The sequence below is a fragment of the Wenzhouxiangella sp. YN1 genome, from assembly GCF_056324145.1.
The window spans coordinates 60689-85574 of record NZ_JBJNIO010000120.1; the positions used below are offsets into that span (position 1 = coordinate 60689).

Genomic DNA, 24886 nt, shown 5'->3' on the forward strand with positions numbered 1-24886 from the left:
GTTGGTTTATAGTTACGGCTTTCACCTTCCGATTCAAGCAATGCATATTCTGATTTCCAATGATGACGGGCTCGACTCGCCCGGTATCCGGCTGTTGGCCGAAAGGCTGATCGAGCATTCCGACCAGGTCACCGTGGTGGCTCCGGATCGCGACCGCTCGGGCGCCAGCAATTCGCTGACGCTCGACCGCCCGATTCGTGTCGAAGAGCGACGCGAGCGGGTATTCAAGGTGTATGGCACGCCCACTGATTGTGTTCATATCGCCATTACCGGCCTGCTGGGCGATGAGCCCGACATGGTGGTTTCCGGCATCAACGCCGGCGCCAATCTGGGCGACGACGTGCTCTATTCGGGCACCGTGGCGGCTGCCATGGAGGGCCGCTTTCTGGGGCTGCCGGCCATGGCGGTTTCGCTGGTCTTTTCCGCGGAGGGCCCGCATCATTACGAATCGGCTGCCGAGGCAGCCTGCCGGTTGATGGCTCAGCTCAAGGCAAAGCCCTTGCCGGCCGACACCATTCTAAGCGTGAACGTACCGGATCTGCCCTGGGAAGAGATCCGGGGCTTTGAAACCACGCGGCTGGGTCATCGGCACCGTTCCGATGATGTCATTCCGATTCAGGATCCGCGCGGCAGGCGTTTCTTCTGGATTGGCCCGGCGGGCTCCGAAGAAGACAACGGGCCAGGCACCGACTTTCACGCGGTCAGCAACCGCTTTGTGTCGGTGACGCCGCTGCATGTCGACCTCACGCGCTACCAGGCGCTCGATGAGGTCAGCCACTGGATCGATGTACTCAACCACGGGTCTGAACGAAAGGGGCAATAATGAACAGCAGTGCGCACCGCGGCATTGGCATGACGTCCGAAGGTACACGGCAGCGCTTGATTCGGCGGCTGCGCGAGAAGGGCATCGATGACGAGCGCGTGCTGGCGGCCATGCTCGAGACACCGCGTCACCTGTTCGTCGACGAAGCGCTGTCGTCGCGCGCGTATGAAGATACCGCGCTGCCGATCGGGCGCGGTCAGACCATCTCGCAGCCCCATGTGGTGGCGATGATGACCCAGGCCGCGCTGGGCGCCGAGCTGCCTCAGAAGGTGCTCGAAATCGGCACCGGCTCGGGCTATCAAGCGGCCATTTTCGCGCGGCTGGCGGCAAAGGTGTTTACCACCGAGCGTATCGGCGAGCTGCAGCGGATTGCCCGCCAGCGCTTTCATCGCATGGGGCTGCACAACATTTACACGCGCCATGTCGATGGTCTGGAAGGCTGGCCCTCCCAAGCGCCCTTCGACGCCATCGTGGTCACTGCCGGCGGTCATATTCCCGATGCGCTGTATGACCAGCTTGCGCTCGGCGGCGTGCTTGTGGCGCCGGAAGAGGCCGGCCCGCATCAGCAGCTGGTGCGGGTAACGCGAACCGAGAAAGGCCTCGAGCGCGAAGAGCTGGGAGCGGTCACCTTCGTGCCCCTGCTCGAAGGGCTGGACTGAGAGCGCGCATGTTCCGGCGGCTTTATGATCGTGTTCTGCTGTGGTCGCGCCATCGGCACGCCCGGCGCTATCTGGCCGGGCTGAGCTTCGCCGAAGCTACATTCTTTCCCGTGCCGCCCGATGTCATGCTGGCGCCGATGGTGCTGGCCAGGCGTTCTGACGCCTGGCGGCTGGCGCTGCTGACGACCGCCGCCTCGGTGCTGGGAGGTTTGTTTGGCTACCTGATCGGCTGGCTGGCCATCGAGACGGTACTGCCCCTGGTCGAGCGGGTCGGTTATCTCGACGGCTATCTCGCCGCGGTTGACGCGTTCGGCGCCTATGGCGTGTGGTTTGTCATGCTGGCCGGCTTTACGCCCATTCCATTCAAGGTCATCACCATAGCCGGTGGTGCGCTGGGTGCCCCGCTGCCGGGATTTGTTTTCGGCTCGGTGGTTGGGCGTGGCGCGCGTTTCTTCCTCGTGGCCGGCATCATCTGGGCGGGCGGCGAGCAGGCCGCCGATCGGCTCAGAAGCTGGGTTGATCTGCTGGGATGGCTGGTGATTGCGGTCGTGGCCGTCGGCGGGGTGGCCTGGTGGCTCTGGTAGGTCGATCCGGACTCCTTCTTGCTCTGTCAGCGGTGCTGCTGGCTGCCTGCGCGCCCTGGCAGCCAGCACCGCAGAAAACGACTGCAACGCGGTCACCGGCTCAGGAACGAGTGATCAAGACACCGCCGGCCTGGTATCGCGTGCAGCGCGGTGAAACCCTGTATTCCATTGCCTTTCGCTATGGGCTGGACTGGCGCCACCTGGCGCGCTGGAACACGATTGACGCGCCCTACGTCATCCGGCCCGGCCAGGAGCTGCGCATGCGTGCACCAACCCCGCCGCCGCCTTCAACGAGGGGCAGTGGCGGCAAGACAGCTTCGGCTTCGCGTTCGGCCGGTCGTGAGAACAAACCCGGGGCCCCGGAGCCGAAACCAGAACCAGAACCAAAACCAGAACCCAAGCCGGCGCCGAAACCCGAGCCGGAGCCAGCGCAGCCGGAAGCGGCGTCTTCAGCCTCGAACAATACGCGTACCGTGGGCGGCGTGACCTGGCAGTGGCCCACCAGCGGCCGCCTTGCCCGCTCGTTCGATCCGGCGGATACGCGCAAGGGCATCGGCGTGGCCGGCTCGGCAGGCCAGGACGTGGTCGCCGCCGCGCAGGGTCGAGTGGTCTACAGCGGCACCGCCCTGATCGGCTATGGCGAGCTGATCATCATCAAGCACTCCGATCAGCTGTTGTCGGCCTATGGCCACAATCGTCAACGCCTGGTTGCCGAGGGCGACCGGGTTCAGCGCGGTCAGAAAATAGCGGAAATGGGCGAAAACGATCGCCGCGAGGAGATGCTGCACTTCGAGATCCGGAAAAACGGCGAACCGGTCAATCCGAGGGATTATCTTCCGAAGCGATGATCAGGCCCGCCAGGGCCCGGCGGTCCTCGCTCATCAGCACGTTGAAGGTTCGCGCGGCCGCGTCCAGTGTCATGCACTCGATGCCGATGCCGTGGCGAATGAAGGCGCGCTGAACCGCGTGCGGAAGGAATTTCTGGCGTTCGCCGACGCCGATGATGACCAGCTCCGGAGCGAGCTCGATCAGTGCCTGGCTGCGTTCTTCGTCCAGGTCGCTCAGCGAGGTGGCCGACCAGTCGGGTTCCAGATAATGTGCCCCCACCAGCAGGCTGGCGTCATACCACTGCTCGTTGATGCGAACACGATGGGCTTCGACGCCGCGAATCTGATTGTGATGTTCAGCAGTATGTTCGGTCAGTTCCACGTTATTTCGGCAATTCGATGGCGGGCTTTTCGGGGTGGCGACGATACAGGCACACGACCTGGCCGATCTGCTGCACAGTTTCCGCCCGTGTGGTCGCGGTCAGCTGTTCGACCCACTCGCGCCGCTGCTCGCGCCCGCCGCGCAGTTTGACCTTGATAAGTTCGTGATGCGTCAGTGCCTGCTCGACTTCGGCCATCACGTTCTCGCTGAGGCCCTTGTCGGCCACCATGACCACCGGATGCAGATCGTGGGCAAGCCCGCGCAGGTGTTTTTTCTGTGAATTGGACAGCGGCATGGCGACGGAGTGTTCGAACAGAGGCCAATGATAACGTGAAAAGGCAGGCGGGAAGTGTGAAGTGTGAAGTGTGAAGTGTGAAGTGTGAAGTGTGAAGTGTGAAGTGTGAAGTGTGAAGTGTGAAGTGTGAAGAAGAGGTGCGAATTGGTGGGGTTGGGATGTTGAGCGTGGGCTGGAGCCGTCAATTGGCACCGCCACGCTGCATTTGCCCCCAAAATCCTTCACACTTCACACTTCACACTTCACACTTCACAGTATCTTTCGATGGACTGGAAGAAGCGCCAACAATCCGACCCTTACGTCAAGCGCGCCCGTGAGGCGGGCTATCGGGCGCGGGCAGCGTTCAAGCTGGCTGAGCTCGACGACAAGGATCGTTTGCTCAAACCGGGACAGTTCGTGGTCGATCTGGGCGCGGCGCCGGGGAGCTGGTGCCAGGTTGCTCTCGAGAAGGTCGGCCGCAAAGGGCGGGTCATTGCGCTCGATATTCTGCCCATGGAGCCGATCGATGGCGTGACCTTTATCCAGGGCGATTTCCGCGAGGATGAGCCGCTGGCCGAGCTCGAAGCCACCATGCAAGGCCGCCGGGCCGACCTTGTGCTCTCGGATATGGCCCCCAATATCTCGGGTATCGGTCCGTCCGATCAGGCCCGCAGCATGCACCTGGCCGAGCTGGCCGCCGCTTTTGCCGACGATTGGCTGGCGGCTGACGGCGTGTTCGTGGTCAAGGTGTTTCAGGGCGAGGGCTTTGATGCCCTGTTGGCGCAGCTGCGCGGCACGTATACCACCGTGCATGTGCGCAAGCCGGCGGCGTCACGCGCCGAGAGTCGGGAGGTTTACCTGGTGGCGAGAAACCGTCGGCCCTGAACACGGCGACGATTGCGTTGTCGTAGAATCTGATCTGTAATCAAGGCACCCATAGCCGGAGTTGAACGTTTTGAGTGATTTTGCCAAGAACCTGGTGATGTGGATCATCATCGCCGTCGTGCTGATGAGCGTGTTCAGCCACTACTCGCAGCCTGATGCGCAGCCACGCGACATGAACTATTCGATGTTTCTCGAAAAAGTCGAGAGCGGCGCGGTCAGCAGCGTGGTCATCCAGGAGGGTTCCGGCGGCAAGACGATCACGGGCCAGACTCGTGGCGGCGAGCAGTTCCGGGTCATGGCGCCGCGCGACGACGGTCTGATCAAGGATCTGCTCGACAACAACGTCCAGATCGACGCCAAGCCGCCCGAAAAGCGCTCCATCATCGTCGACATTCTCATCAGCCTGCTGCCGGTGCTGGTGCTGGTCGGCTTGTGGGTTTATTTCATGCGCCAGATGCAGGGCGGCGCGGGCGGCCGCGGCGGCGCCATGAGCTTCGGCAAGTCGCGCGCCAAGCTGCAGGGCGAAGACCAGGTCAAGGTCAACTTCGGCGATGTCGCCGGCTGCGAGGAGGCCAAGGACGAAGTCGTCGAGGTGGTCGATTTTCTCCGCGATCCGGCCAAATTCCAGCGCCTGGGCGGCAACATTCCCAAGGGCATCCTGATGGTCGGCCCGCCGGGTACCGGCAAGACTTTGCTGGCGCGCGCCATTGCCGGCGAGGCCAAGGTGCCGTTCTTCTCCATTTCCGGCTCGGATTTTGTCGAGATGTTCGTCGGCGTGGGTGCCTCGCGCGTTCGCGACATGTTCGAAACCGCCAAGAAGCACTCGCCGTGCATCATCTTCATTGACGAGCTCGACGCCGTTGGCCGTCAGCGTGGCGCCGGCCTGGGCGGCGGTCACGACGAGCGCGAACAGACGCTCAACCAGCTGCTGGTGGAAATGGACGGCTTCGAGGGCAACGAAGGCATCATCATGATCGCGGCCACCAACCGTCCGGACGTGCTCGACCAGGCGTTGCTCAGGCCGGGCCGTTTCGACCGCCAGGTGGTCGTGCCCCTGCCCGATATCAAGGGGCGCGAGCAGATCCTGAAAGTGCACATGCGCAAGCTGCCGCTGGGCGACGATGTCGCCGCGCGCGTGATTGCGCGCGGCACGCCGGGCTTCTCCGGCGCCGATCTGGCCAATCTGGCCAATGAGGCGGCTCTGTTTGCCGCCCGCGAAGACAGCAAGTCGGTAGAGCAGCGGCATTTCGAGCTGGCCAAGGACAAGATCATGATGGGCGCCGAGCGCAAGTCGATGGTCATGTCCGAAGAAGACAAGCGCCTGACGGCCTACCACGAGGCCGGCCACGCGATTGTCGGCCGCATCGTGCCCGACCACGACCCGGTCTACAAGGTCAGCATCATTCCGCGCGGGCGAGCGCTGGGCGTGACCATGTTCCTGCCCGAAGAGGACAAATACAGCCAGAACAAGACCCAGCTCGAATCGCAGCTGGCCAGCCTGTTCGGCGGCCGCATCGCCGAGGAGCTGATCTACGGCAAGGACAAGGTCACCACCGGCGCGTCCAACGACATCGAGCGCGCAACCGCGATCGCACGCAACATGGTTTCCAAGTGGGGGCTATCCGACGAGCTCGGGCCGCTTTCATACGACGAGAGCGAGGATGAAGTCTTTCTCGGACGCTCGGTGACCCAGCACAAGAGCATCTCGGATGAAACCCACCGCAAGATCGACAAGGAAGTGCGCCGTATCGTCGACGTGGCTTACGAACAGGCCACCGGGATCCTGCGAGAGCACGACAAGCAGCTGCACTTGATGGCGGATGCCCTGATGCGCTACGAAACCATCGATTCGAAGCAGATCGACCAGATCATGGATGGCCACGAGCCCGATCCGCCTAAAGGCTGGAACGACAGCGAGCCGCCGTCGGGCGGCGATGGCGATGACAAGGGCGAGGAGCCGTCGGGCGAGCCGGCGCTTGGATGAGCCTGTTGGCTGGTTGGCTCGTTCGCGAGTTCGCTGGTTCAGCATCTGACGTCGTTGCGGGGCGGCTCCGCCGCGAATTGCGCTGCCAGCCGGAGCGCTTATCGTGGTCTGGAGACCGCTCCAACAAATAATTGCCGGCAAGGTTTTGTGGGAGCGATCTCCAGATCGCGATCCAGCGCGTCGTCTCTGCACGCCCTTGCGTGGCTTGTCCGCCCCGCCAGCCCATCGGCTGCCGAACCGGCTAACCAGCCAACCAGGTAACGAGCCAACGCATCTACGCGTCGCGCTGCTCCTGCGCCAACAACGCCCGCTTCCGCTCCATCCCCCACCGATACCCCCCAAGCCCGCCATCGGCGGCCACCACGCGATGGCAGGGCACGACCACCGACACCGGATTGGCGCCGCACGCCTGGGCCACGGCTCGGGCGCCGCCGGGCAGGCCGACGCGCTGCGCCAGTTCACCGTAGGTCGTCGTGCGCCCCGGCGGAATATCCTGCAGCGCATCCCAGACCCTTTTCTGAAAGACCGTGCCGTACAGATCCAGCGGCAGAGAAGGGGGCCGCTCTGCCGCCTGATCGATCAGGCTCACGACACGATCAAGCGTTGACTGGAAACGGCCGCTGCCTGCTCGCAGCTCGGCACGGGGAAAGCGTCGCCGCAGGTCCGCCAGCAGGTCGTCCTCGTGGTCTCCCAGCAGCACCGCGCACAGCCCGCGTTCAGTGGCTGCCACCAGCACCCGGCCCAGGCGGCAGTCGGCAATGCCGTGATGAATGAGCAGGCCCTGGCCGCCCCGGGCCAGGCGCGATGGCGACATGCCCAGGCCATCGCCTGCAGCCTGATGGGCACGGCTGGAGGATCCGAACCCGGCCTCGTGCGCCGCCTCGGTGACGCTTCGGCCGCTGCGCAGCAGCTCGGCGAAGCGGTCAATGCGTGCATGCCGCAGGAATCGGCCGGGGCTGATTCCAATGCAGCGACGGAACACGCGCTGGAAATGGCCCGCGCTGTAGCCGGCCAGCTCGGCCAGGCCGTTCACGTCGATATCGAACTCGTTCTCGGCGGCGGCCTTCAGGGCCGCAGCGAGCCTTTCCATCTGGCGGTCAGTCTGGTTCATGGCAGAAAGCATATCGCCACCGCACCCCGAGCGCATTCCGATTTCTGACCTGATATCACCGGGCGCGCGCGAGCTTCGACGCGATAGAATGCCGCCGGGAACCTTCCAATGCCTGCGAGGCCATGACCGATACGCTCGAACAACGCTTGCAACAAGCGCACGTGACCGGACAGACCCTGGTCATGGGCGTGGTCAACGTCACGCCGGACTCCTTTTCCGACGGCGGCCGCTATCTTGATTCCGGGCGCGCGGTTGAACATGCGCTGGCGCTGGCCGCCGCCGGAGCCGATCTGCTGGATGTGGGCGGAGAATCCACGCGGCCCGGATCTGATCCCGTCACCGAGTGCGCAGAGCTTGAACGCGTGCTGCCGGTCATCGAAGGCATTATCGCGGCCACCAACGTGCCGGTTTCGATCGATACGGCCAAGCCCGCGGTGATGCGGCGTGCGGTTGCCGCGGGCGCCTCGATGGTCAACGATATCAACGGCTTGCGGGGTGAAGGTGTGGCCGAAGCCATCGCCGATCTGGGGGTGCCGGTGTGCATCATGCACATGCTCGGCAAGCCGCGCACGATGCAGGACAACCCGCGCTACGATGCGGTGGTCGACGATATCCGTGACTTTCTCCACGCGCGGGTACGGATTGCCAAAAGCGCCGGCATCGATCCGGCCCGGATCGTGCTCGATCCCGGGTTCGGGTTCGGCAAGACGCTGGATCACAACCTCGAGCTGCTGGCGCGGCTCGACGAGCTGGTCGCGATCGGCTTTCCGATTCTGGTCGGCATGTCGCGCAAGTCCATGCTCGGGACCTTGACCGGCCGCGAGTGCGCCGCCGATCGCGTGGCTGCCTCGGTGGCCGCCCATCTGCTGGCCGCCCAGAAGGGTGCAGCCATCATCCGGGCCCACGACGTTGCCGAGACGGTTGACGCACTGAAGGTATTGCAGGCGGTCAGGAATGCGCCGGTAACCATTGAAAACAAAGGGTTTTAATAATGGCAGCAATGAAGTACTTCGGAACCGACGGCATCCGCGGTCATGTCGGCGAGCCGCCGATCACGGCCGATTTCATGCTCAAGCTGGGCTGGGCAGCCGGTCGCGTGCTCATCGAGACCTTCGGCGAGGAAGCGACCGTGGTCATCGGCAAGGACACGCGCATCTCCGGCTATCTTTTCGAGTCCTCGCTGGAGGCCGGCCTGTCGGCCGCCGGGGTCGATATTCTGCTGCTGGGCCCGATGCCGACGCCGGCCATTGCGCATCTGACGCGCAGCATGCACGCGGCCGCTGGCATCGTGATTTCGGCTTCGCACAACCCGTTCGAAGACAACGGCATCAAGTTCTTCTCGCGCGACGGCCAGAAACTGGATGACGATTTGCAGCGCGCCATTGAAGCGCGCCTCGATGAGCCGTTCGTGCAGGTCAAGCCAGAAGACCTGGGCAAGGCCCGGCGCATTGACGACGCCGTGGGTCGCTACGTCGAATACTGCAAGGGCACCGTGACCTGGGGTACCCGCCTGGAAGCGCTCAAGATCGTTGTCGATTCGGCCAATGGCGCGACTTACCGCATCGCCCCGGCCGTGTTCCGTGAGCTGGGCGCGGAAGTCGTCAGTATTTTCGACCGCCCTGACGGGGTCAATATCAACCGCGAATGCGGCTCGACCTGGCCCGACAACCTCGCGCGCATGGTGACCGCCGAGCGCGCCGACCTGGGCGTGGCCTTTGACGGCGACGGTGACCGCGTGGTGATGGTCGATCATCGCGGCGAACTGGTCGATGGCGATCAGATTCTCTACGTTCTGGCCGAGGCGCGGCATGCCGACGGCGGGCTTCGGGGCGGGGTGGTTGGCACCGTGATGAGCAACTTCGGCCTTGAGCAGGCGCTTGTTGAGCGCGGCGTCAATTTTGTGCGCAGCGCCGTTGGTGACCGCCATGTCCACAAGGCGCTGATCGAGCGCGGCTGGGTGCTTGGCGGCGAGTCTTCCGGGCATATTCTCTGCCTTGATCGCGCCAGCACCGGCTGCGGCATCGTCAGCGCGCTGCAGGTGCTCGAGGTTGTCGCGCGCAGCGGTCGCAGCCTGGCTGATTTGACTGCCGGCATGGTCAAATGCCCTCAGGTCATGATCAACGTTCCCAGCGGCGGCAAGGGGCGCGCGGTGCTCAACGACAACGCGACCATTGATGCCGCCGTGCGCCGCGTTGAAGAAGCGCTTGGGGGGCAGGGCCGCGTGATCCTGCGTCCGTCCGGCACCGAGCCCGTGGTTCGAGTGACGGTCGAGGGCTTTGACTCAAAACAGGTGCAGCAGTTGGCCGAAGACCTGGCTGGCACCGTCGAGCAGGCGCTGGCAGCGTGAACTCCCGGGAAGTGCTGGCGTAGTGCGCTAAATTCGGGCCAGTCGAACCTGGCCCCGGGCGGCGTTGCGCATATGCTCGGCAAAGGCCTGGCGGCTGGCGGCCGGCACGCTCACGATCAGGGTGACGCCGTCGGCGGCGTAGTCTTCATCCAGCTTGTCGCCTTCGAATTCCGACAGCGCATGATGGGCGGCATCGACGAACTCGAAAGGCAGGCTCAGACGCAGCCGTACCCTGGGGATGATGGGCGCGCTCTCGGCGGTGCGCAGCGCCTCGCTGGCCGTGCCGCCGTAGGCGCGGGCAAGCCCGCCGGTACCGAGCTTGATGCCGCCGAAAAAGCGCGTCACGACCACCACCGTGCGGTCATAGCCCTGGCTTTCGATGGCCTGCAGAATGGGCCTTCCGGCGGTACCACCGGGTTCGCCGGCATCGTCGAAGCGGTAACTGTCGCCGATCAGCCAGGCCCAGCAGTTGTGGTTGGCGGCCGGGTCGCTGATGCGCTCGATGAAGCTCAGCGCAGCCGCTTCGTCGTCGACCGGTGCGGCCTGGGCGATAAAGCGGCTTTTCTTGATTTCGGCTTCGTGCGTTACCGGTTTGATCAGGCGATAGTTCATTTCAGGCGCGCGTCCCGGGGCGTTGACGCCACCTCGGCATCCACTTCAAATGAGCTCATCAAGAGGTTGATTTTCTTTCCCTTTTCAAACAGGCGTCGTTCGGTTAGCGCCTGGCCCTGCGAATCCCGGACCACCGCGTAGCCGCGCTCGAGCACCGCCAGGGGGCTGACGTTGTTGAGCGACCGGACCACGGCTGCCAGCTGTTGTTCTCGCCGTTCGATGGCGTGATCGGCAGCGCGCTTAAGACGAGTGTGAGCTGCGGCCAGCTGCTGCTCGAGTCGCTGTAGCTGGCGGTCGGGGTGGCGCGCGAAAAGACGGCTTTCCAGCCCCTGGAGCCGCCGGCTGTGGCTATCGAGCTGGCGCTTGATGGCCAGAGTACTGCGCCGGGCCAGATCCGTTTGGCGCCGCGTCAGCTCGTCGAGGCGGCGCCTGGGATGCTGCTGGTGCAGGCGCTTGTCGGCGTGGTCCAGGCGTTGCATCTGGCGCTGCAGTGTCTGCTCGACCGCCCGCGTCAGGCGCAATCGACTGCGACCCAGCTGGACCAGCAGCTCCGGGCCATCCGGGGTGGCGGCCACGGCGGCAGCCGTTGGCGTCGCCGCGCGCTGGTCGGCGACAAAGTCGGCAATGGTGAAGTCGGTTTCATGACCGACGCCGCTGATGACGGGCGTGTGGCAGGCGGCAATCGCGCGCGCCAGGTTTTCGTCATTGAAGGCCCATAAATCCTCCAGCGAGCCGCCGCCGCGCGCCAGCAGGATGATCTGTCCAAAGGCGTGCCGGTCAGCGGCCTGCAGCGCGCGGATGAGTTCGGCGGGCGCGCTGTCGCCCTGAACCTGGCTGGGGTAGATCCGGAGCGCCGCGCTTGGCCAGCGGCGCGCCAGCGTTTGCACGATGTCGCGCACCGCCGCGCCCGAGGGCGAGGTGACCACGCTGATCCGCTCGGGCCAGCGCGGCAGGGGCTGCTTGCGCGCTGCCTCGAAAAGACCTTCGGCCTCGAGCTTTTTCTTCAGCGCCTCGAAGGCCCGGGCCAGCGCGCCGGCGCCGGCTTCGAGCATACCGTCGGCGATCAGCTGATAGTCGCCTCGGGGTTCGTACAGACTCAGCCGCCCGCGCACCAGTGCCTGCATGCCGTTTTCCGGGCGAAAGCCGACGCCGCCTGCGTTGCCTCTGAACAGCGCGCAGCGAATCTGGGCGCGCTGGTCCTTGAGCGTGAAATAGACGTGGCCGGAGGGCGGACGCGCCAGATTGGAGATCTCGCCCGACAGCCACAGCCGCGGAAAGCCGGCTTCGATATGAAACCGGACCTCGCGGTTGAGCTCGGCGGGCCGATAGACGCGGGTTTCGGGACCTGGGGCAGCAAGTGACATGGCATCCGATTATACCGCCCGCGCCGGGCTCTCTCGGCCTGCCCGCGGCGGATACGAATGCCGTTGACGCGCACTTGACGAAACGCTGGCGGAGTCGGAGACTTGCTGCAGTTTCCCTTGTCCCTACACGGTTGATCCTGCCATGCCACGTTTGTCATTGTTTGTTTTACTGCTGTTGCTGTCGCTGGCTGCGGCGGCAGCAGAGCCCGGCGCTGTCGTCAACGCCCGCATCCATACCTTGAGCGGAGAGACCGCCGCAGCCATGGCCTGGGACGACGAGGGCCGCATCGTCTTTCTGGGCGATGCCGAGGGGCTGCAAAGCCACCATCCCGAGCTGCCGGCGACGGATGTCGGCGGACGAACGATTCTTCCGGGCCTGATTGATGCCCACGGCCACGTCATGGGTCTGGGGCTGGCGCGTTTGCAGGCTGACCTGGTGGGCGCCGACAGCATCGAGGTGGTGCTCGATCGCCTGCGCGAGCACGCTCAGCGCCTGCCCGACGATGCCTGGTTGACCGGCCGCGGCTGGGATCAGACCCTGTGGCCCGGGCAGCGCTTCCCCACCGCAGCCGACCTGGATGCAGCCTTTCCGAAGCGCCCCGTGTGGCTGGTAAGGGTGGACGGCCACGCCGGTTGGGCCAACTCGGCGGCGCTGAATGCGGCAACGCGCGATCTTTCGGGCGATTGGCAGCCGCAGGGCGGTGATATCCGTCGCGATGACGATGGCGCGCCCGAGGGCGTGCTCATTGATACGGCGATGCGTTTCATCAGCGAGGCGGTGCCGACACCAGGGCCGGAGGCGCGTGAACGCGCGCTCGACCTGGCGCTGGCCGAGATGAGCCGGCTTGGCCTGACCGGCGCCCACGACATGGGCGCCAGCCTGGAAGATTTTCGCCTGTTTCGCGAGCGCGACCGCGCCGGGACGTTGTCGGTTCGCATCACTGCCTTCGCCGACGGCGATGACGCCATGCTGGACCACTTGTGCCGAGAAGGTGCCCATTCCGGCGATCGGCTCAAGGCGCGCTCGGTCAAGCTCTACGCTGACGGTGCCCTGGGCAGCCGCGGCGCAGCGCTGCTGAGCGACTACAGCGACGATCCCGGCAACCGCGGCCTGCTGTTCGAATCCGACGCCGACCTCCAGGCGCTGGTCGACCGCGCCATGGGCTGCGGTCTGCAGCTCGGCATTCACGCCATTGGCGATGCCGCCAATCGTCAGGTCATCGACGCCCTGGCCGCCGGCCAGGAGGCTCATCCCGACAATCCCGGCCGGCAGCGCATCGAGCACGTTCAGATCATCCATCCCGACGATATTCCGCGCCTGGCCGAGCACGGCATCATCGCCAGCATGCAGCCGACCCACGCCACCTCGGACATGCGCTGGGCCGGCGAGCGTCTGGGAGAAAGCCGCTTGCAGGGGGCCTATGCCTGGGCATCGATGCTCGAGCACGGCATTCACCTGGCGCTGGGCTCCGACTTTCCGGTCGAGCCGGTCAATCCCTGGCTGGGAATCCATGCGGCCGTGACCCGCCAGCGCGACGGCCAGCCGCCGGGCGGCTGGCGTGCGCAGGAGGCGCTGAGTCTCGAGCAGGCCTTGCGCGGCTTTACTGTCGATGCGGCTCGTGCCGGCTTTGCCGAGCAGCGGGTCGGCAGCCTGGTGGTGGGCAAACAGGCTGATTTCATCGTCATCGACGCCGATCCCTTCGAGATCGAGCCTTCGGAACTGGCCGACATCAAGGTGCTGCGTACGGTGGTTGGCGGCGAGACCGTCTACCGGGCTCAAGCTGGAACGACCGAGTAAGAAGTCGAGTCTCGAATCAGAATGATGCCCGAGGTCCAGCGATGAACCCGTTCGACGGCAACACGGAATCTCACCGCCTTATCCTGCGTCCCTCGCGCAAGGAAGACTACGACGATATCGCCGAGATCATGGAGCGTGTCTACCCGGGCATGGACGGTGCCTGGGAGCGCGAGCAGTTCGAGTCGCAGGTCACGCGCTTCCCGGAAGGCCAGATCTGCATCGAGGACAACGGCAAGGTGGTGGCCGCCGCCATTTCGCTGATCGTCAAATACAGCCGCTGGGGTCAGGATCACCGCTACTGGGATATCGTCGGCAACGGCTACCTGACCACGCATGATGCGCGTGGTGACGTGCTCTACGGCGTGGATGTCTTCGTCCACCCCGACTACCGCGATCTCCGCCTGGGGCGTCGTCTCTACGATGCCCGCAAGGAATTGTGTGAAAACCTCAATCTGCGCGGCATCGTTGTTGGCGGTCGCATCCCCGGCTATCGCCACCACGCCGATCGGATGACGCCGCAGCAATATGTGGCCGGCGTGCGCGCCCGCGAACTGGCTGATCCGATTCTGACCTTTCAGCTGGCCAACGACTTTCAGGTGCGCCGCATCGTGCGCGACTATCTCCCGGATGATCGGGATTCCGCCGGCCACGCTGTCCTTCTCGAGTGGGTCAATGTGTACCACGAGGAGGGCGAGCAGAAGATGATCGGCGGCCGCCCCTCCGATGTTCGCGTCGGCGCCGTGCAGTGGCAGATGCGGCAAACCGATTCACTCGCGGATCTCTATAGCCAGATCGAGTACTTCGTCGATGCCGTATCCGGCTATCAGGCCGACGTCGTGCTGTTTCCCGAATTCTTCAACGGCCCGTTGATGGCAGCCTGGAATGATCAGGGCCCGGCCGGAGCGGTGCGTCAGCTTGCGGGCTACACCGAGGCCATCCGTGAGCGCATGCAGCAGTTGGCCGTCTCATACAACATCAACATCATCGCCGGCTCGATGCCCGAATATGATGGCCAGCGGCTGCGTAACGTCTGCTATCTGCTCCGGCGCGACGGCACCTGGGACCGCCAGTACAAGGTCCATGTCACCCCCGACGAGGTCAGCTACTGGGGCCTCAAGGGCGGCGACCGGGTTCGGGTTTTCGATACCGACTGCGGCCGGATCGGAATCCTGATCTGCTACGACGTGGAATTCCCGGAGCTGCCGCGCCTGCTGGCCGATGGCGGCATGAATATCCTGTTCGTGCCCTACTGGGTCGACACCCGCAACGCCTATCTGAGAGTGCGCCGTTGCGCCCAGGCGCGCGCTATCGAAAACGAATGCTACGTCGTCATCACCGGCTCGGTCGGCAACCTGCCGCGGGTGGAGAACATGGACATGCAGTATTCGCAGGCTGCGGTGTTCACGCCCTCGGATTTTGCCTTTCCGCACGATGCCATCGCTCATGAGGCCACGCCCAACACCGAGACCATGCTGATCGCGGATCTTGATCTGGACAACCTGCGCGAGATCCGCTCCCACGGATCGGTGCGCAATCTGGCCGACCGCCGCCATGATCTCTATGAGCTGCGCTGGAAGGACAGCAAAAGATGAAGGGCCGACCACCGGCCAGTTGTTACCATGGTGTCCAATTTCATTTCCAAAACTGCAGGAGTAGCTGAATGGACAGTATGACCTGGGGCATTATCGGTGCCATCGTGGGGCTCATCGTCGGATCCGGCGTTGTCTGGCTCGTCATGGCGCGAAGAACCCATACCCCCACGGTTGGCCAGCTCAAGGCCGAAAACGACCGTTTCAGGGAGGAGGTCAACGAGCACTTCGTCCAGACTGCCGGGCTCATCAACGAACTGACCGACAGCTACAAGAAGGTTTTCGATCACCTGAGCGACGGCGCTGATCGCCTGGTTGACAAGCAGGCCGTGCGCGACCGCATGCCCCAGGTCGGTCAGCAGGAAGTTCGCCTGCGCCACATCGGTGCCCCGAGCGCATCCACGCCCGACCCGGGCGGGCCCGAGCCGTTTGGCAGTGAGCCTGAAAAAAGCGCGGAGGCCCGAGCCGAAAGTGAGCCGGCCGCTGACCACGAACGGCACGATGCCCGAACGTCAGACAGCGAGCCGACCGACGCCGCCGGCGACTCCGAGAGTGCTGCCGCGGAAGATGACCGCAGCAGCCACAAATCGGCCTAGGCGATCAGAACCGCCGGCTGTAGACCAGCGACCAGCTGTTGATGCCTTCATTGGGGTCTTTCAGTCCGGCATTGGAGTAGTGAATCACCCGCAGCCTCAGGGCATCGCGCGGCGTCATCTGCAGGCCCAGCGCAAAACGGTCCTCGAAGTGAGCCCGCGAGCCCAGGTGCTGGTCGCCCACGCGCTTGTCGGTGAAATATGCCGCGCCGATGCCGGCCTCCACGAACGGCTGCCAGCCGGCGGAGTTGAAACGATAGGTCAATACCGGTGAAAACGACAGTGAATGCTCATTCTGTCGGAAGTATCCGGCCTCCCACCAGGTGTAGGCGACGTTCCAGTAGCCGCCGAAATAGCCGGTTTCGCTTTCGAACCAGCGCTGCGGCCAGTCGAATGCAAGGCTGGCGTTAACCGTTTTTTCGCCGCCGTTGGTTATCCCGGGCGCCACCATCACTTCGGCGGCCTGGAGCGGGAAAAGCGGCGTCAGCGCCAGGGCAGAGGCTAGAGCGAGGCGCGATATTGACCGGGTCATACTGGAAAGCAAGGTTCAACTCCATGAAGGTGGGGAAAGGATCCGGAACAAGGTTAACGCATCCTCAGCTCACGGTGCGGATTCGGATAGACTGGCGGTGATCGGTCCCGCTGGCGTTTCAATGGAAAATTCCGCTCTGCAATTCGTTGTCACCGCGCCGCGCGGGTTTTCGGATCTGCTGGCCTGGGAGCTGACATCGCTTGGTCTGAGCCAGGTCAGGCCGCAGCGCGGCGGCGTGCTGTTTCACGGTGTGCTCGGGGATGCCTACCGCAGCTGCTTGTGGTCGCGCGTCGGCAACCGCGTGTTGCTGCCCATCGGGCAGTTCGAAGCAGAAGATGATGCGGCCCTCTACCGCGGCGTCGGCCGGATCGACTGGTCGGCGCATCTGGGCGTGGACAGCACGCTGGCGGTGGACTTTACCGGCATCAAGCCCGCGATTTCACACAGCCGGTTTGCCGCCCAGCGCGTTAAGGACGCCGTCGTCGACCAGCTTCGTCAGCGCGACGGCGCGCGGCCGTCGGTCGACATCCGCCAGCCCGATGTTCGCATCAACGTGCACATGCAGCGCACCACCGTGAGCGTGGCCATCGATCTGTCGGGCGAGAGCCTGCACCGGCGCGGTTATCGCGAGACGGGCGTGGCCGCGCCGCTGAAGGAGAATCTCGCCGCGGCCATGCTTTATCGCGGCGACTGGCCGGCGATTGCCGCCGCCGGCGGCCGCTTTGTCGACCCGATGTGCGGCTCGGGCACGCTGGCCATCGAGGCCGCCTGGATGGCCGCTGATACCGCTCCCGGTCTGCTGCGCACACGCTTTGGCTTTCAGCGCTGGCGCGGCCATGACGATGCACTCTGGAAAGGGCTGGTCGACGAAGCACTCGAGCGACAGGAGGCCGGCGAGGGAAAGCTGCCGCCGATCGTGGCTTTCGATCACGACCGCTCGGCCGTGCGCCTGGCTTTGAGCAACGTCGAGCGCGCCGGCCTGAGTGGTCGCGTTCACGTCGAGCGGCGCGAGCTTTCAGCGGCCTCGGCGCCGGCCGGCGTCAATCGTGGCCTGATTGCCACCAATCCGCCCTATGGCGAGCGGATCGGCGATGAACACGAGCTGCTGCCGCTGTATCTGCGGCTGGGCGAGGTGCTGCGCAGCCAATTTCCCGGCTGGCACGCGCTCGTGCTCAACGGCGCCGGTTGCCAGATCGGGCTGCGGCCCGACAAGAGTTGGCAGATGTTCAATGGCCCGCTGGAATGCCGGCTCGAGCGCTTCGAGCTCGCAGCGGCAAGCGAAGGCGAAGGGCCGCGGGCAGCGCCGGCACAGGATCTGGTCAATCGCCTGCACAAGAACCGGCGGCAGCTGAAACGCTGGCTCGATCGCGAGGGCGTGACCTGCTACCGGCTCTACGATGCCGATATCCCCGAGTATGCGCTGGCAATCGACCTCTACGGCAGTGAGTCGGGCGACTGGCTGCATGTTCAGGAGTATCAGGCACCGGGCAGCGTTGATCCGGGCAAGGCTCTGTCTCGTCTGCGCGCGGCGCTGACGGCCATTCCGGCAGCCGTGGGGGTGCCGCCCGAACGCATGGTATTCAAGGTTCGTCGCCGCCAGCGCGGGGCTGAGCAGTACCAGCGCTTGAGCGAGCAGGCGCGCACGCTGGTGGTGCGCGAGGGTGCCTGCCGGCTGGAAGTCAACCTGACCGACTATCTGGATACCGGCCTGTTCCTAGATCACCGTCCGGTGCGGCACTGGCTGGGCCAGCGCGCCGCCAACAAGCGCGTGCTCAACCTGTTCTGCTACACCGGTGCGGCTACGGTTCATGCCGCGGTGGGAGGCGCCAGGGCCAGCGTCAGCGTGGATCTGTCAAAAACCTATCTGGCCTGGCTGCGCCGCAATCTCGCGCTCAACGGCTGCGACCACCCGCGCCACCGCACGCTGCACGCCGATGCGCGCCAGTGGCTGGCCGCCTGCAGCGAGAAATTCGATCTGATCTTTCTCGACCCGCCGAGCTTTTCCAACTCCAAGCGCATGGACGGCAACCTCGACATTCAGCGCGATCACGCCGGGCTGATCGATCAGGCCATGCGCTGTCTTGCGGGCGACGGGACGCTGGTGTTTTCCAACAACCTGGGGAACTTCAAGCTGGACAAGGCCTTGTGTGAGCGCTGGTCAGTGGAAGACCGCACCGGCTGGTCCATCCCGCGGGATTTCGAGCGCAATCGCCGCATTCATCGCTGCTGGTTCATCCGCCACGGTTGATGATTGATGGTGATGCGCCCGGCGGCTGCGCGCTCAGCGTCCGTCCGGCTCGGAGGCAGGCGACGCTTGCGGGGAAAAGTGGAGCAACAGGCCATTGTCGTCGGGGGTGGAACGGTGTTCGCGCGAGAACAGCCGGAAACGCCCCTCCGGCGATACGCTGCCAAGCAGCAGCCAGTCCTCACCGGGCTCGCCCATTCGCTTCTCGAACTGCTCGAGCGACATGTTCTTCCCCAGCCGCGTGGTCTGAATGCGCCAGCCCTCGGTCATCCGCTTGCTGAGCGTGTAGGCATCCATTGGTGGCTTGAACGCGAAGTAGCCGCGCTGCTGTAGCGTCAACCGACGCTTTTCGTTGTTGGATTCACGCGGCGGCGGCAGCTGGAAGGTGCGGTGGTGGCCGAAGCGCGCGCCCAGGGCTTTGCACACCAGCGCGTTGTAATAACCGTTGTCGGTTGCACACAGCAGATAGCTCAGGTGCTCGATTTCAAGCTCGTGTTCGGCGTGCTCCGACAGCAGCTCGCCGTAGTAGACGGGAATGCCATCCATGCGCGCGCGTTTGAGCCGATGCCACGACCCGTCGGCGATCATGACCTTGATATCGTGCGCCATCAGCGTGTTTGCCAGCGCCCGGCTCCAGTCGCTGGCGCCGGCAATCAGCAGGCCGTTGGCCGCCTGGGCGGCCAGATTCAGGCGCCGCCCGAGTACGCCCAGCGTGGCACCGTGGACCACGACGGTCACCAGAATCACCAGAAAGACCAGCGGCATGAGCTGCTCACCCTGTGGGTGGCCGGCGGCAACCAGCGCCGGGCCGAACAGGGCTGCGGTGGCGGCGGCCACGATGCCGCGCGGCGCGATCCAGGCCAGCAGCAGCTTGTCCTGCCAGCGCATCGGCGCGCCCAGGGTGGCCAGGGCCACGCTTGCCGGACGCACGATGAAAAGCATCACGGCCACGAACAGCAGCGAAGACAGCCCGATCGATTCAAGCTGAGAGACGTGGAGTTGAGCCGGAATGACGATGAACAGCACCGACAGCAGCACCACGGTGAGGTTTTCCTTGAAGTGGCGCAGCGGCTCGCGCTCGACCAGGCGCATGTTGCCCAGCACCAGCCCCATGAGCGTGACCGTCAGCAGGCCGGCTTCATGCTGCACCTGATTGCTCAGCCAGAAGGCGGCGAGCACCAGCACCATCAGCATCGGCGGCTTGAGGTGAGCCGGAACCACGCCGCGACGATAGAACCAGCCGGTCAACCAGCCACCGGCGCCGCCGAGCACAAGGGCAACGCCGATGGCTTTGCCCAGGCCCCAGAAGATCTCGCTCAGGTCCGCCGGTGAAATGGTGAAGTACTGGACCGCCAGCACTGCCAGCAGCACGCCAACCGGATCATTGACGATGCCTTCCCACTTCAGCAGTGATGCGGTCTCCTTGTTCAGCCGCGCCTGGCGCAGCAGCGGCGAGACCACCGTCGGCCCGGTGACTACCAGGATGGCGCCGATGACCACGGCCACCGGCCAGTCCAGGCCGGCGACATGGAAAGCCGCCAGGGTTCCCAGGCCCCAGGCCAGCAGCGGCCCGAGCGTCGTCAGCCGGGCGATGCCGTGGCCGACTCGCTTGAGCTCGCCAAGCTTGAGATCCATGCCGCCTTCGAACAGGATGATGGCCACCCCGAAGCCGATCAGTTCGTTGACCTCGCCCGGCGCCAGGGCCAGATCGACCACGCCGCCGATCGGCCCCAGCAGCAGGCCGGCAGCGATCAGGATGACGATTGCCGGCACACGCAGTTGCCAGGCCAGCCATTGACTGGCCAGCCCGGCGGCGAGAATGATGAGCATCAGCGTGGCGATATGCATCGCGAGAGTCTACCGCGGAGAGTGGCGGTCGGGTAGCCTGTTCAGATACGCACGCGCAAGCCCGGCACCACGGTGCGATCGGCCGGGATCTGGTAGTACTCGGTCGGGTCCATGGCGTTGCGGGCCATGAAGGCAAACAGCCGCTCGCGCCAGGCGGCCTGGCCAGCGCGAAAGCGCGATCGCCGCCGGTTTGAAGCCCGAGTGTAGCGCCATCGCCGGTGCGCCCGACTTCGACAGGGTACACTGCGCTGACGGGCCAACGTGCGCATCGCTGCGCGGGCAGGGCGTCATGAGTTCTTCGGACTACCAAAGCAAGCGCGATTTCTCGGCCACGCCGGAGCCGAAGGGCGGCCAGCGCAAGGGCGGCAACGAGCCGATCTTCGTCATCCAGGAGCACGCTGCCAGCAGTCATCATTTCGATTTCCGCATCGAGGTCGACGGCGCCCTGAAATCATGGGCCGTACCCAAGGGGCCTTCGACCGATCCGCGCGCCAAGCGCCTGGCCATTCCCACCGAAGACCATCCGCTCGACTATGCCGATTTCGAGGGTGTGATCCCCGCAGGCCACTACGGCGCCGGGCGCGTGATCGTGTGGGATCGCGGTCGCTACGAGAACATTACCGAAAAGAACGGCAGCACAAAGTCGCTGGCCCGGGCGCTTGGCGACGGGCATGCCCTGATCCGGCTCCACGGTGAGAAGATCAGCGGCGGGTATGCGCTGCAGCGCTTTCGCGGCGCCGACAGCGACGACGGCGAGCAGTGGCTGCTGATCAAGATGGACGACGAGCACGCCGATGCGCGCCGCAACCCGGTCTCGAGCGAGCCGAAGTCGGTTCTGAGCGGGCGCACCATCGACGAGCTCGACGACGAGGCGTCCGACGATGACTGAGCTGTTCGCCCGCCTGAACGCCGCCGAGGCCGACCGGCTTGAAGACGAGGCGCTGCCGGATTCGCTCTCGCCCATGCTCGCGCGCCTGACCGACCGGCGTTTCTCCGATCCGGACTGGATTTTCGAGCGCAAGTTCGACGGCGAGCGCGCGCTGGCCTTCTTCGACGGCAGCCGGACGCAGTTGAAAACTCGCAACGGCAAGCACATCAGCCGCACCTATCCGGAACTGATCGAGGCGCTGAGCGAGGTGGCCGACAAACCCTTTGTTGTCGACGGCGAAATCGTCGCCTTCGACGGGGCGGTCACCAGCTTCTCTCGGCTGCAGGGGCGCATGCAGATCGACGACGAACAGGCGGCGCGAAATTCGGATATTCCGGTTTTCTATTACGTCTTTGACCTGCTGCATTTCGACGGCAAGAACACGCGCCGGCTGGACACTCGCGCCCGCAAGCGTTTGCTGCGCCATGCCCTTCGGTTCCGCTCAACCGTCCGCTTCACGCCGCACCGCAATGAGTGCGGCCAGGCCCTGTTTCAGGAGGCTTGCCGCAAGGGCTGGGAGGGCATCATCGCCAAGGACGCGGGGGCGGTGTATGCCAGTTCCCGCTCGGGCAAGTGGCTCAAGTTCAAGTGCACCGCCGGCCAGGAGCTGGTCATCGGCGGCTATACCGAGCCCTCAGGGCAGCGCAGCGGCTTCGGCGCGCTGCTGGTCGGCCACTACCGCGACGGCAGGCTGCGCTATGCCGGCAGGGTCGGCACCGGCTTCGACGAAAAAACCCTGCAACAACTGACCAAAAAGCTCGAGGCGCGAGCGCGCAAGACCTGCCCCTTCGACGATGGCCAGGCCATCGACGAGCGCGGCGTGCACTGGGTCCGGCCCGATCTGGTCGGCGAATTCGCCTTTACCGAATGGACAGCCAGCGGCAAGCTGCGCCACCCCAGCTTTCTGGGCCTGCGCGACGACAAGGCGGCCGAAGAGGTGGTCAGAGAGCAGCCGGAGGGCAGCCAGTGAGCACGGACAAGACCATCTGCGTCGACCGCATCGAAATCGAGCTCTCGCGGCTCGACAAGCTGTTCTTCCCCGCGGACTCGATCACCAAGGGCGAGGTCATCGACTACTACCGCCGCATCGGCGAATACGCGCTGCCCCATGCCAAAGACCGACCGCTGTCGATCGAGCGTTTTCCCGACGGCATCGACGAGGACGGGTTTTATCAGAAGCAGGCGGCCGACTACTTTCCCGACTGGATCAAGACCGCCACCTTGAGCAAGAAAGACGGCGGCAGCGTCGATCATGTCGTGGTTGAAAACACCGCCACGCTTGTCTATCTGGCCGATCAGGGCATGATCACCCCGCACGTCGCCCTGTCGCGTATCGACCGTATCAGCCGACCCGATCACATCATCTTCGACCTCGACCCCTCCGATGAGGATTTCGGTAAGGTTCAGTTCGCCGCTCGCGCGGTGCGCGACCTGTGCCGGGCGCTGGAGCTGCAAAGCTTCGTAAAGACCAGCGGCTCGCGCGGCCTGCACGTCCATATTCCCTGCCGGCGCGACCTGGGCTTCGACCGGGCCCGCAATATCGCCCGCTCGATGGCCGAACATCTGGCCCGGCGCCATTGCGATGAGCTCACTGTCGAACAGCGCAAGAACAAGCGCGGCCGGCGCGTCTACCTCGACATCTACCGCAACGCCGAGGGCCAGACCACGGTCATGCCTTACGCCCTGCGCGCCCGCCCCGGCGCCCCGGTGGCCGCCCCGCTGGACTGGAATGAGGCCCTGGCTGCCGATTTCAGCCCGCAAGAATACAAGCTGAAAAACATCTTCCGTCGCCTGGCGCATAAAACCGACCCCTGGGGTACGTATCCGGAAATCAGGCAGTCACTCGAGTCCGTTCCCCGGCGCTTGAAGGGGCTGCGCAGCGACAGGCAGAGCGCAGAAGACTGAAAGAGGAGAAGGCCTGAGCGCCCGGACACAAAAAAGCCGGCGCGCGGGCCGGCTTTTCGTCGGGGGATCTTGGTGGAGGCGGCGGGAGTCGAACCCGCGTCCGCGAACCATCTGATCCTGGTTCTACATGCTTAGCCCGCTCGATTTTTTCTCGTCGTTACGCCGCCCGAGGGGCAGGGCATACGCAACGACCAGTCCCGGTTTGGTTTAACTTCAATGCCCCGAGACGCGACATGAAGCGATCCTGCTGAATGATCCCGAATCGAAAGCGCAGGCTCAAACGGTCGGGAGCAGGCTGGTTTTTAGGCAGCCAGTGCGTAGTTGTCGTCGTTGGCAACTAACTTTGGTTCAGCCGGTTTTACGAGGGTAGCTGAGACCTCGGCATGCCCCAGGGTACGTCCGATCCACGTCGAAGCCGGAACGCCCCCGAAGTTGTATACATAGACTAGCAGTTCGGGCAGAAGTTCCGCAAGCGGTTTCCCTTCAGGCGGCGCGGTGCTTGTCGCTGAGCGCCGGTGCCGACGCGCGGTCACGGGTTTCGACGCGATTGCGGCCCCTGCGCTTGGCGCGGTAGAGCGCGCGGTCGGCAGCGTCCATCCAGGTGTGCAGGTCGTGATCACCCGGGTCGGCTTCGGCCAGGCCGATGCTGACGGTGACGCGGTCGCTGTCTGCGGTGACGGGATCTGCGGCAGCGAGCTGGTGACGAATGCCGTCGGCCACGACAGCGGCGTGCTGGCGGCCGGCGGCAAGCACCAGGCCGAGTTCGTCGCCGCCGATGCGCCCGGCCAGATCGTCGGCGCCAGCGTGGGCGCTCAGGACTCGGCCGACGCGGCGCAGCGCCTCGTCACCTGCGGCGTGGCCGTGGCGGTCGTTGACCGCCTTGAAGTGGTCGATGTCAACCAGAAGCAGGCTGGCGGGCCGGCCTTCGGCGTGGTGGGCGGTGAGCAGGCGGCGGGCGTGCGCCAGCCAGTGGTCACGGCTGGCCAGCCCGGTCAGCGGGTCGCGCCGGTTGAGCGCGTCGAGCTGGCGATTCTGGCGCTGAACCTTGCGCACCAGGCGATAGGTGGTCAGGCTCACGGCAATGGTGTGGATGACCAGCAGCGGCATGCACGCGATGATCACGAATACGCTGGTCTCGGGCCGAAAGGCAAAGCCGGTGAGCGCGGCGCCGGTCAGTACGCCGGCGAGCAGGCCGGGCAGCGACCACAGCCACAGGCGTCGAATGCCCGTGCTGATCTTGTCGACGGTTGCCAGGGTGAGCAGCAGCACCGCCGGCAGCAGGTTGAAGTGCATCAGGCCCACCCACAAGCCGGCCTGGGCGGAGTCGAGTATCAGATTGCGCAGCTCGGCACGATACGGTGAGCGGCTTTTCCGGGCGACCAGCAGGGCGAGCTGTGGCCACAGCGCGCAGGTAAAAGCGAGCATGGCCCAGCTCGGCCATGCGGCGGCGTTTTCGTAAAGCACCGCGGCAATGGCCGGGGCGCCCAGGCCCATGCCCAGCATGCGCAGGCGATGGATGCGCTGCCGCATCAGGTCGAGGTCGCTCAGGCGGGCAATGGGTCGGTCCGACTCGTCGTCATTCATCAGCTCTCGCCT

24 protein-coding genes and 1 other RNA gene are annotated in these 24886 nt (G+C 64.9%); 15 read left to right on the top strand and 10 right to left on the bottom strand.

Features of this window, described 5'->3' with window-relative positions; translation table 11 throughout:
• Nucleotides 1-40 precede the first annotated feature (40 nt).
• From surE to ACEWQZ_RS03700, 4 genes are all read left to right on the top strand, one after another.
• The gene (gene surE / locus ACEWQZ_RS03685; protein WP_476481715.1) at nt 41-823 is read left to right on the top strand and encodes a 5'/3'-nucleotidase SurE; all 783 of its coding nucleotides are present in this window, start codon (nt 41-43) and stop codon (nt 821-823) included.
• Complete coding sequence (locus ACEWQZ_RS03690; RefSeq protein ID WP_476481716.1) at nt 823-1482, top strand: protein-L-isoaspartate(D-aspartate) O-methyltransferase; 660 nt, start codon at nt 823-825, stop codon at nt 1480-1482. The genes surE and ACEWQZ_RS03690 overlap by 1 nt, the downstream gene beginning before the upstream one ends.
• A gap of 8 nt (nt 1483-1490) precedes the next feature.
• The gene (locus tag ACEWQZ_RS03695; RefSeq protein WP_476481717.1) at nt 1491-2066 is read left to right on the top strand and encodes a YqaA family protein; all 576 of its coding nucleotides are present in this window, start codon (nt 1491-1493) and stop codon (nt 2064-2066) included.
• A 110-nt stretch (nt 2067-2176) separates the two neighbouring features.
• Nucleotides 2177-2914 (top strand): peptidoglycan DD-metalloendopeptidase family protein, encoded by a 738-nt coding sequence (locus tag ACEWQZ_RS03700; RefSeq protein ID WP_476481718.1) that lies wholly within the window; start codon nt 2177-2179, stop codon nt 2912-2914.
• Here ACEWQZ_RS03700 and ACEWQZ_RS03705 read toward each other — a convergent pair.
• Together ACEWQZ_RS03705 and yhbY are read right to left on the bottom strand one after the other, a co-directional pair.
• Complete coding sequence (locus ACEWQZ_RS03705) at nt 2883-3275, bottom strand: Mth938-like domain-containing protein (protein ID WP_476481719.1); 393 nt, start codon at nt 3273-3275, stop codon at nt 2883-2885. The two genes, ACEWQZ_RS03700 and ACEWQZ_RS03705, sit on opposite strands and share 32 nt — an antisense overlap.
• Nucleotide 3276: 1 nt before the next feature.
• Nucleotides 3277-3570: a ribosome assembly RNA-binding protein YhbY gene (yhbY, locus tag ACEWQZ_RS03710; RefSeq protein ID WP_476481720.1), complete on the bottom strand. Its 294-nt coding sequence runs from the start codon at nt 3568-3570 to the stop codon at nt 3277-3279.
• 264 nt (nt 3571-3834) lie between these two features.
• Between yhbY and ACEWQZ_RS03715 the strand changes: the two genes are divergently transcribed.
• Both ACEWQZ_RS03715 and ftsH read left to right on the top strand, forming a co-directional pair.
• Nucleotides 3835-4434 carry an RlmE family RNA methyltransferase gene (locus ACEWQZ_RS03715; RefSeq protein WP_476481721.1) on the top strand — a complete coding sequence of 200 codons (600 nt, stop codon included), beginning with the start codon at nt 3835-3837 and terminating at the stop codon, nt 4432-4434.
• A gap of 70 nt (nt 4435-4504) precedes the next feature.
• The gene (gene ftsH, locus ACEWQZ_RS03720) at nt 4505-6418 is read left to right on the top strand and encodes an ATP-dependent zinc metalloprotease FtsH (protein WP_476481722.1); all 1914 of its coding nucleotides are present in this window, start codon (nt 4505-4507) and stop codon (nt 6416-6418) included.
• Between the two features lie 274 nt (nt 6419-6692).
• Here the strand turns inward: ftsH and ACEWQZ_RS03725 are convergent, their stop codons facing one another.
• On the bottom strand, nt 6693-7529 hold the full coding sequence (locus ACEWQZ_RS03725; protein ID WP_476481723.1) for a methylated-DNA--[protein]-cysteine S-methyltransferase: 837 nt from the start codon (nt 7527-7529) through the stop codon (nt 6693-6695).
• 122 nt (nt 7530-7651) lie between these two features.
• Here ACEWQZ_RS03725 and folP point away from each other — a divergent pair, with 122 nt between their 5' ends.
• Together folP and glmM are read left to right on the top strand one after the other, a co-directional pair.
• The gene (gene folP / locus ACEWQZ_RS03730; RefSeq protein ID WP_476481724.1) at nt 7652-8518 is read left to right on the top strand and encodes a dihydropteroate synthase; all 867 of its coding nucleotides are present in this window, start codon (nt 7652-7654) and stop codon (nt 8516-8518) included.
• Between the two features lie 2 nt (nt 8519-8520).
• Entirely contained in the window at nt 8521-9876 is a 1356-nt protein-coding gene (gene glmM, locus ACEWQZ_RS03735; protein WP_476481725.1) for a phosphoglucosamine mutase, read from the top strand.
• Between the two features lie 27 nt (nt 9877-9903).
• On the opposite strand, the gene ACEWQZ_RS03740 is transcribed toward glmM, so the two are convergent.
• Nucleotides 9904-10488 carry an IMPACT family protein gene (locus tag ACEWQZ_RS03740; protein ID WP_476481726.1) on the bottom strand — a complete coding sequence of 195 codons (585 nt, stop codon included), beginning with the start codon at nt 10486-10488 and terminating at the stop codon, nt 9904-9906.
• Nucleotides 10485-11852, bottom strand: a complete 1368-nt coding sequence (gene xseA, locus ACEWQZ_RS03745) for an exodeoxyribonuclease VII large subunit (protein ID WP_476481727.1) — start codon at nt 11850-11852, stop codon at nt 10485-10487. Before xseA ends, ACEWQZ_RS03740 begins: the two co-directional genes overlap by 4 nt.
• Before the next feature lie 142 nt (nt 11853-11994).
• Here xseA and ACEWQZ_RS03750 point away from each other — a divergent pair, with 142 nt between their 5' ends.
• The 3 genes from ACEWQZ_RS03750 to ACEWQZ_RS03760 all read left to right on the top strand — a co-directional run bounded on the left by ACEWQZ_RS03750 (nt 11995) and on the right by ACEWQZ_RS03760 (nt 15835).
• A complete protein-coding gene (locus ACEWQZ_RS03750) occupies nt 11995-13650 on the top strand; it encodes an amidohydrolase (protein WP_476481728.1) in 1656 nt (551 codons plus the stop codon).
• 41 nt (nt 13651-13691) lie between these two features.
• A complete protein-coding gene (locus ACEWQZ_RS03755) occupies nt 13692-15242 on the top strand; it encodes a GNAT family N-acetyltransferase (RefSeq protein WP_476481729.1) in 1551 nt (516 codons plus the stop codon).
• 68 nt (nt 15243-15310) lie between these two features.
• Nucleotides 15311-15835, top strand: a complete 525-nt coding sequence (locus ACEWQZ_RS03760; RefSeq protein WP_476481730.1) for a Z-ring associated ZapG family protein — start codon at nt 15311-15313, stop codon at nt 15833-15835.
• A 4-nt stretch (nt 15836-15839) separates the two neighbouring features.
• Here ACEWQZ_RS03760 and ACEWQZ_RS03765 read toward each other — a convergent pair whose 3' ends face one another.
• Entirely contained in the window at nt 15840-16376 is a 537-nt protein-coding gene (locus ACEWQZ_RS03765; protein WP_476481731.1) for an acyloxyacyl hydrolase, read from the bottom strand.
• 109 nt (nt 16377-16485) lie between these two features.
• Here ACEWQZ_RS03765 and rlmKL point away from each other — a divergent pair, with 109 nt between their 5' ends.
• On the top strand, nt 16486-18612 hold the full coding sequence (gene rlmKL / locus ACEWQZ_RS03770) for a bifunctional 23S rRNA (guanine(2069)-N(7))-methyltransferase RlmK/23S rRNA (guanine(2445)-N(2))-methyltransferase RlmL (RefSeq protein WP_476481732.1): 2127 nt from the start codon (nt 16486-16488) through the stop codon (nt 18610-18612).
• Nucleotides 18613-18645: 33 nt separating this feature from the next.
• Here the strand turns inward: rlmKL and ACEWQZ_RS03775 are convergent, their stop codons facing one another.
• Together ACEWQZ_RS03775 and ACEWQZ_RS03780 are read right to left on the bottom strand one after the other, a co-directional pair.
• Nucleotides 18646-20457 (bottom strand): cation:proton antiporter, encoded by a 1812-nt coding sequence (locus tag ACEWQZ_RS03775; RefSeq protein WP_476481733.1) that lies wholly within the window; start codon nt 20455-20457, stop codon nt 18646-18648.
• Nucleotides 20458-20498: 41 nt separating this feature from the next.
• Nucleotides 20499-20726 carry a KUP/HAK/KT family potassium transporter gene (locus ACEWQZ_RS03780; RefSeq protein ID WP_476481734.1) on the bottom strand — a complete coding sequence of 76 codons (228 nt, stop codon included), beginning with the start codon at nt 20724-20726 and terminating at the stop codon, nt 20499-20501.
• Nucleotides 20727-20746: 20 nt separating this feature from the next.
• Between ACEWQZ_RS03780 and ACEWQZ_RS03785 the strand changes: the two genes are divergently transcribed.
• From ACEWQZ_RS03785 to ligD (ACEWQZ_RS03795), 3 genes are read left to right on the top strand one after another with little or no spacing between them, the layout of a single operon-like run.
• Entirely contained in the window at nt 20747-21346 is a 600-nt protein-coding gene (locus ACEWQZ_RS03785; protein ID WP_476481735.1) for a DNA polymerase ligase N-terminal domain-containing protein, read from the top strand.
• Nucleotides 21339-22355: a non-homologous end-joining DNA ligase gene (gene ligD / locus ACEWQZ_RS03790; RefSeq protein ID WP_476481736.1), complete on the top strand. Its 1017-nt coding sequence runs from the start codon at nt 21339-21341 to the stop codon at nt 22353-22355. The genes ACEWQZ_RS03785 and ligD (ACEWQZ_RS03790) overlap by 8 nt, the downstream gene beginning before the upstream one ends.
• Nucleotides 22352-23290, top strand: a complete 939-nt coding sequence (gene ligD, locus ACEWQZ_RS03795) for a non-homologous end-joining DNA ligase (RefSeq protein ID WP_476481737.1) — start codon at nt 22352-22354, stop codon at nt 23288-23290. The genes ligD (ACEWQZ_RS03790) and ligD (ACEWQZ_RS03795) overlap by 4 nt, the downstream gene beginning before the upstream one ends.
• A gap of 70 nt (nt 23291-23360) precedes the next feature.
• On the opposite strand, the gene ssrA is transcribed toward ligD (ACEWQZ_RS03795), so the two are convergent.
• Nucleotides 23361-23718: a transfer-messenger RNA gene (gene ssrA / locus ACEWQZ_RS03800) on the bottom strand.
• Nucleotides 23719-23773: 55 nt separating this feature from the next.
• Nucleotides 23774-24874 carry a diguanylate cyclase gene (locus tag ACEWQZ_RS03805; protein WP_476481738.1) on the bottom strand — a complete coding sequence of 367 codons (1101 nt, stop codon included), beginning with the start codon at nt 24872-24874 and terminating at the stop codon, nt 23774-23776.
• Nucleotides 24875-24886: the final 12 nt, after the last annotated feature.

What these genes read in the sequence shown, in the direction of transcription:
- surE (WP_476481715.1), top strand. Translation starts at nt 41, where the DNA reads ATGCATATTCTGATTTCCAATGATGACGGGCTCGACTCGCCCGGTATC.
- ACEWQZ_RS03690 (WP_476481716.1), top strand. Translation starts at nt 823, where the DNA reads ATGAACAGCAGTGCGCACCGCGGCATTGGCATGACGTCCGAAGGTACA.
- ACEWQZ_RS03695 (WP_476481717.1), top strand. Translation starts at nt 1,491, where the DNA reads ATGTTCCGGCGGCTTTATGATCGTGTTCTGCTGTGGTCGCGCCATCGG.
- yhbY (WP_476481720.1), bottom strand. Translation starts at nt 3,570, where the DNA reads ATGCCGCTGTCCAATTCACAGAAAAAACACCTGCGCGGGCTTGCCCAC.
- ACEWQZ_RS03715 (WP_476481721.1), top strand. Translation starts at nt 3,835, where the DNA reads ATGGACTGGAAGAAGCGCCAACAATCCGACCCTTACGTCAAGCGCGCC.
- ACEWQZ_RS03725 (WP_476481723.1), bottom strand. Translation starts at nt 7,529, where the DNA reads ATGAACCAGACTGACCGCCAGATGGAAAGGCTCGCTGCGGCCCTGAAG.
- folP (WP_476481724.1), top strand. Translation starts at nt 7,652, where the DNA reads ATGACCGATACGCTCGAACAACGCTTGCAACAAGCGCACGTGACCGGA.
- glmM (WP_476481725.1), top strand. Translation starts at nt 8,521, where the DNA reads ATGGCAGCAATGAAGTACTTCGGAACCGACGGCATCCGCGGTCATGTC.
- ACEWQZ_RS03740 (WP_476481726.1), bottom strand. Translation starts at nt 10,488, where the DNA reads ATGAACTATCGCCTGATCAAACCGGTAACGCACGAAGCCGAAATCAAG.
- xseA (WP_476481727.1), bottom strand. Translation starts at nt 11,852, where the DNA reads ATGTCACTTGCTGCCCCAGGTCCCGAAACCCGCGTCTATCGGCCCGCC.
- ACEWQZ_RS03750 (WP_476481728.1), top strand. Translation starts at nt 11,995, where the DNA reads ATGCCACGTTTGTCATTGTTTGTTTTACTGCTGTTGCTGTCGCTGGCT.
- ACEWQZ_RS03755 (WP_476481729.1), top strand. Translation starts at nt 13,692, where the DNA reads ATGAACCCGTTCGACGGCAACACGGAATCTCACCGCCTTATCCTGCGT.
- ACEWQZ_RS03760 (WP_476481730.1), top strand. Translation starts at nt 15,311, where the DNA reads ATGGACAGTATGACCTGGGGCATTATCGGTGCCATCGTGGGGCTCATC.
- rlmKL (WP_476481732.1), top strand. Translation starts at nt 16,486, where the DNA reads ATGGAAAATTCCGCTCTGCAATTCGTTGTCACCGCGCCGCGCGGGTTT.
- ACEWQZ_RS03775 (WP_476481733.1), bottom strand. Translation starts at nt 20,457, where the DNA reads ATGCATATCGCCACGCTGATGCTCATCATTCTCGCCGCCGGGCTGGCC.
- ACEWQZ_RS03780 (WP_476481734.1), bottom strand. Translation starts at nt 20,726, where the DNA reads ATGCGCACGTTGGCCCGTCAGCGCAGTGTACCCTGTCGAAGTCGGGCG.
- ACEWQZ_RS03785 (WP_476481735.1), top strand. Translation starts at nt 20,747, where the DNA reads ATGAGTTCTTCGGACTACCAAAGCAAGCGCGATTTCTCGGCCACGCCG.
- ligD (WP_476481736.1), top strand. Translation starts at nt 21,339, where the DNA reads ATGACTGAGCTGTTCGCCCGCCTGAACGCCGCCGAGGCCGACCGGCTT.
- ACEWQZ_RS03805 (WP_476481738.1), bottom strand. Translation starts at nt 24,874, where the DNA reads ATGAATGACGACGAGTCGGACCGACCCATTGCCCGCCTGAGCGACCTC.